The sequence below is a fragment of the Nostoc sp. 'Peltigera membranacea cyanobiont' 213 genome (assembly GCF_002245975.1).
Taxonomy (GTDB): domain Bacteria; phylum Cyanobacteriota; class Cyanobacteriia; order Cyanobacteriales; family Nostocaceae; genus Nostoc.
This window is the reverse complement of record NZ_NOLI01000256.1, coordinates 1-5,007: the sequence shown is the minus strand read 5'-3', so window position 1 is coordinate 5,007 and position 5,007 is coordinate 1. Positions and strand designations below refer to the sequence as shown.

General features: G+C 43.4%; 1 protein-coding gene. It reads left to right on the top strand.

Annotated elements, in window-relative coordinates; translation table 11 throughout:
- Positions 1–5,007, top strand: a 5,007-nt coding sequence (locus CDG77_RS33295) for a non-ribosomal peptide synthetase (RefSeq protein ID WP_143857153.1), incomplete at both ends; no start/stop codon positions are given.

Below are 5,007 nucleotides of genomic sequence, written 5' to 3'. Positions count from 1 at the left end.
ATTGTTAGCAGGTGGACAGTTGTTAATAGCTGAACCAGGAGGTCATACTGACAGTGCTTATCTCTTAAGGTTAATTGCCCAACAGCAGGTAACTACTATTCAACTGGTTCCATCTTTACTGCAAATGCTTCTACAACAGGGAGGAATCGAAACTTGTCACTCCCTCAAACACGTGTTCTGTGGCGGTGAAGTCTTACCCGTTACTCTCCAAGAAGGCTTATTAAGTAAGCTAGATGTAAATTTACACAATCTCTACGGGCCAACAGAGGCTTGTATTGATGCAACTTTCTGGAATTGTCAGCGTGAGATTTATCCACAAATTGTCCCCATTGGTCGCCCAATTTCCAATACTCAGATATACATACTCGACCAAAACTTACAACCATTACCTGTAGGTGTACCAGGAGAATTGCATATTGGTGGTGCAGGATTAGCAAAAGGCTACCTCAACCGAAGCGAGTTAACACAAGAAAAATTCATCCCCAACCCCTTCAGTGGAAGCAGGGGAGCAGGGGAGCGGAGGAGAAAAATAGCCCAATTTCCAGTTCCCAGTTCCCAGTCTCCAGTCCTCAGTCCCCGCCTCTATAAAACCGGAGATTTGGCTCGTTATCTACCAGATGGCAATATCGAATATCTGGGACGTATCGACAACCAAGTAAAAATCCGTGGATTCCGCATCGAATTGGGAGAAATCGAAGTAGCACTAAGCCAACATCAAAATGTACAAACCTCTGTAGTCATCGTCCGCGAAGACATTCCTGGTGAGAAGCGCCTAGTCTCTTACATCGTACTGCAACCAGAACAGACACCCACAGTTAGAGAACTGCGTAGCTTTCTCAAATCCAAACTACCAGAATACATGGTACCAAGTGCGATCGTCATCTTAGAATCTTTACCTCTAACCTCCAACGGCAAAATAGACCGTCGCGCCTTACCAGCACCAGAGCCAAGTAGTGAATCAAGAGAGAAATATGTAGCTCCACGTAACCCAATTGAAGAAATCCTTGCACAAATTTGGGTACAAGTCCTGAAAGTAGAGCTTGTAGGCAGACATGATAACTTCTTTACCTTGGGAGGACACTCGCTACTCGCAACGCAACTCGTCTCCCGTGTACGTAGCAGCTTGAAAGTAGAACTGCCATTGCGTGAGTTATTTGCTGCACCAACAATTGCCCAGTTAGCGCCATTAATTCAGCAATTACAGCAACAAGACTTAGAATTTGCTGCACCACCCATCTTAAGACGGGCAAACAATGCAGAAATAACACTGTCATTCGCCCAACAACGGTTGTGGTTTTTAGACCAGTTCGAGCCGAACAGTGCCATATACAACATCCCCTTCGGGTTGCGTCTATTAGGAAACCTCAATCAAGCGGCCTTAGAACAAAGCTTAGTTGAAATTATTCATCGCCACGAAGCCTTACGCACCAACTTTATTACAGTTGATGGACAAGCTACTCAAATCATTCAAACAGAGACGAATTGGACATTTACAGTTGTTGACTTAAAGCATTTACCTTTAACAGAACAAAAAACTGCTGCACAGAAATTAATCCAACAACAAGCGCTTCTTCCTTATGACTTAGAGTCAGAAGCATTAATCAGAGGCACATTAGTAGTGCTGTCCGAGACAGAACAGTGGTTATTAGTGTGTATGCATCACGTTGTCAGTGATGGGTGGTCAATAGGTGTGTTTTTCCAGGAGTTACAAGCACTGTACAATGCTTATTTAATCGGTCAACACCCTACCCTGTTGCCACTGCCAATTCAGTACGCAGATTTTGCAATTTGGCAAAGACAATGGTTGCAAGGCTCGGTACTAGAAAACCAATTGAGTTACTGGGAACAACAATTGGCAAATGCACCCACATTCTTGCCATTACCCACAGACAGGCCTAGACCTGCTGTGCAGACTTTCAACGGCGCAAATATGGAGTTTGCCCTGTCTGATGAACTAACTCAACGGTTGTTGCAACTGAGTCAAAAGCAAGGTTGTACCCTATTCATGACTTTGTTAGCGGCATATAATACCTTGCTGTATCGCTACACGGGACAAGAAGATATTTTGGTCGGGACACCAATTGCTAACCGCGATCGCACTGAAATAGAAGGGTTAATTGGCTTTTTTGTCAACACTTTAGTCATGCGGACTGATTTATCTCTTAATCCCAGTTTTAACGAATTACTCCTGCGTATTCGGGAAATGGCACTGTCTGCCTACGCTCATCAGGATTTGCCCTTTGAAATGCTCGTGGAAGCATTGCAGCCAGAACGGGATCTTAGCCATACATCACTATTTCAAGTGATGTTTGTCCTCCAGAACGCTCCGATGTCCGAAATAGAGTTGACTGGCTTAACTGTCAGTTTCTTGCCAATAGAAAGTTCCACGGCAAAGTTTGATTTAACTTTATCAATGGAGAACACTGCCACTGGACTCTTTGGGTGGTGGGAATACAATACTGACTTGTTTTCTCGCATCACAATTGAGCGCATGACTGGTCATTTTGTGACATTGCTTGAAGGTATTGTGGCTAACCCTACTGAGCAAATTTCCCAATTACCAATGGTCACAGCAACTGAGCAACATCAGTTATTAGTTGAGTGGAATGATACACGGGTGGATTATCCCCAGGATAAATCTATTCATCAGTTGTTTGAGGAGCAGGTAGAGCTTACACCCGATGCTGTAGCAGTGGTGTATGAGAATCAACATCTCACATACGGCGAATTGAACAGCCGTGCTAACCAGTTGGCGCACTACTTACGTTCTTTGGGTGTGAAAGCTGATGTGCTGGTGGGGATATGTGTAGAGCGTTCCTTAGAAATGGTTGTGGGACTATTGGGGATTCTCAAGGCTGGTGGTGCTTATGTGCCACTTGACCCAGAATATCCTCAAGAGCGATTGAGCTTCATGCTCGAAGACACTCAGCTATCAGTTATATTAACTCAAGAGAAATTAGTTAATAAACTAGGCGATCGCATCCAGCGCGGCTTTATCGATTCTCCAGAGGAGACGCTACGCGGGAGCCAAGCTAGTGTAAGTGTAATTTGCTTAGACTCAAGCTGGGATATCATTAATCAACAAACACAACAGAACCCGACTAACACCGTCAAAGCTGATAACTTAGCTTATGTAATGTACACAAGTGGTTCTACAGGTCAACCCAAAGGTGTGAGCATTGTCCATCAAAGTGTAGTTCGCTTAGTTAAAGAAAACGACTATGCAAGCTTTTCTGCTCAGGAAGTATTTCTCCAATTTGCTCCTATCACCTTTGACGCTGCAACCTTTGAAATTTGGGGTTGCTTACTGAACAGTGGACGACTAATAATATTCCCCCCCAACACACCATCAATAAATGAATTAGGACAAGTTATTGAGCAATACCAAGTTACTACTCTTTGGCTAACAGCGGGTTTATTTCATTTAATGGTAGATGAAAATATTGATGCTTTAAAATCCTTACATCAACTGTTAGCAGGTGGTGATATTTTATCTGTTCCCCATGTCCAGAAATTTCTCCAAACTGTAGAGAATTGTCAACTGATTAATGGTTACGGCCCAACAGAAAATACAACTTTTACTTGCTGTTATCAAATCCCAACGTCACTCAGTCCAGATGTTTCTGTTCCTATTGGTCGTCCGATTGCTAATACCCAGGTTTATATTTTAGATAAATATTTGCAACCCTTACCAATTGGCGTACCAGGAGAATTATATATTAGTGGTGCAGGGTTAGCGCGGGGTTATTTCAACCGTCCCGAATTGACACAGGAGAAATTCATCCCCAATCCTTTTGAGGAAGCAAGAGGGAGTAGATTATATAAAACTGGGGACTTAGCACGCCATTTAGCGGATGGAAATATTGAATACTTAGGACGCATCGACAACCAAGTAAAAATACGCGGTTTACGGATTGAGTTGGGCGAAATTGAAGCAGTCCTGAGCCAACACAACGATGTGCAGGTATCTTGTGTCATTGTCCGCGAAGATACCCCTGGAGATAAACGTTTAGTCGCCTACATCGTAACGCATCAGAACTGCCAACCTCAGATAGGCGAAATACGTCAGTTCCTCAAAACAAAGCTGCCAGATTACATGATGCCAAATGCTTTTGTGATTTTGGAATCATTACCCCTGACTCCCAACGGCAAAGTAGACCGCCGCACCCTGCCAAAGCCAGAATTAGACACCATACTTCTAGAAAAATATGTTGCCCCGCGTACACCCATTGAGGAAATGCTTGCACTCCTTTGGGCGCAAATTCTGAAAGTAGAGCAAGTGGGTATTTATGATAATTTCTTTGAACTTGGGGGACACTCACTGCTAGCAACGCAACTGGTTTCACGCATCCGCAGCAGTTTCAAACTAGAACTACCATTACGTGAGTTGTTTGCTAGAGCGACAGTAGCCGAATTAGCACAATCAGTTGAGCAATTACAGCAGCAAGATATAGAACTTGCTGCACCACCCATTTTAAAGCGGGCAGAAGATGCAGAAATACCACTGTCATTCGCGCAACAACGGTTGTGGTTTTTAGACCAGTTGGAGCCGAACAGTGCCTCATACAACATACCTGTAGCTTTGCGTTTAGTCGGAACGCTGAATATTGCAGCATTAGAACAAAGCTTAATTGAAATTATTCATCGCCACGAAGCATTACGCACTAACTTTGTTACTGTTGATGAAAAACCTTCTCAAATTATTCAAACTCCAACAAATTGGTCAGTTGCAGTTGTTGACTTGCAGCATTTACCTTTAATAGAACAAAAATCTGCTGCACAGAAATTAGTCCAACAACAAGCGCTTCTTCCTTATGACTTAGAGTCAGAAGCATTAATCAGAGCGACATTAGTAGTGCTATCCCAGACAGAACAGTGGTTACTAGTGTGTATGCACCACGTTGTTAGTGATGGCTGGTCAATAGGTGTATTTGTCCAGGAGTTACAAGCACTGTACAATGCTTATTCTCAAGGTCAACCATTACCTCTATTGCCGCTACCAATTCA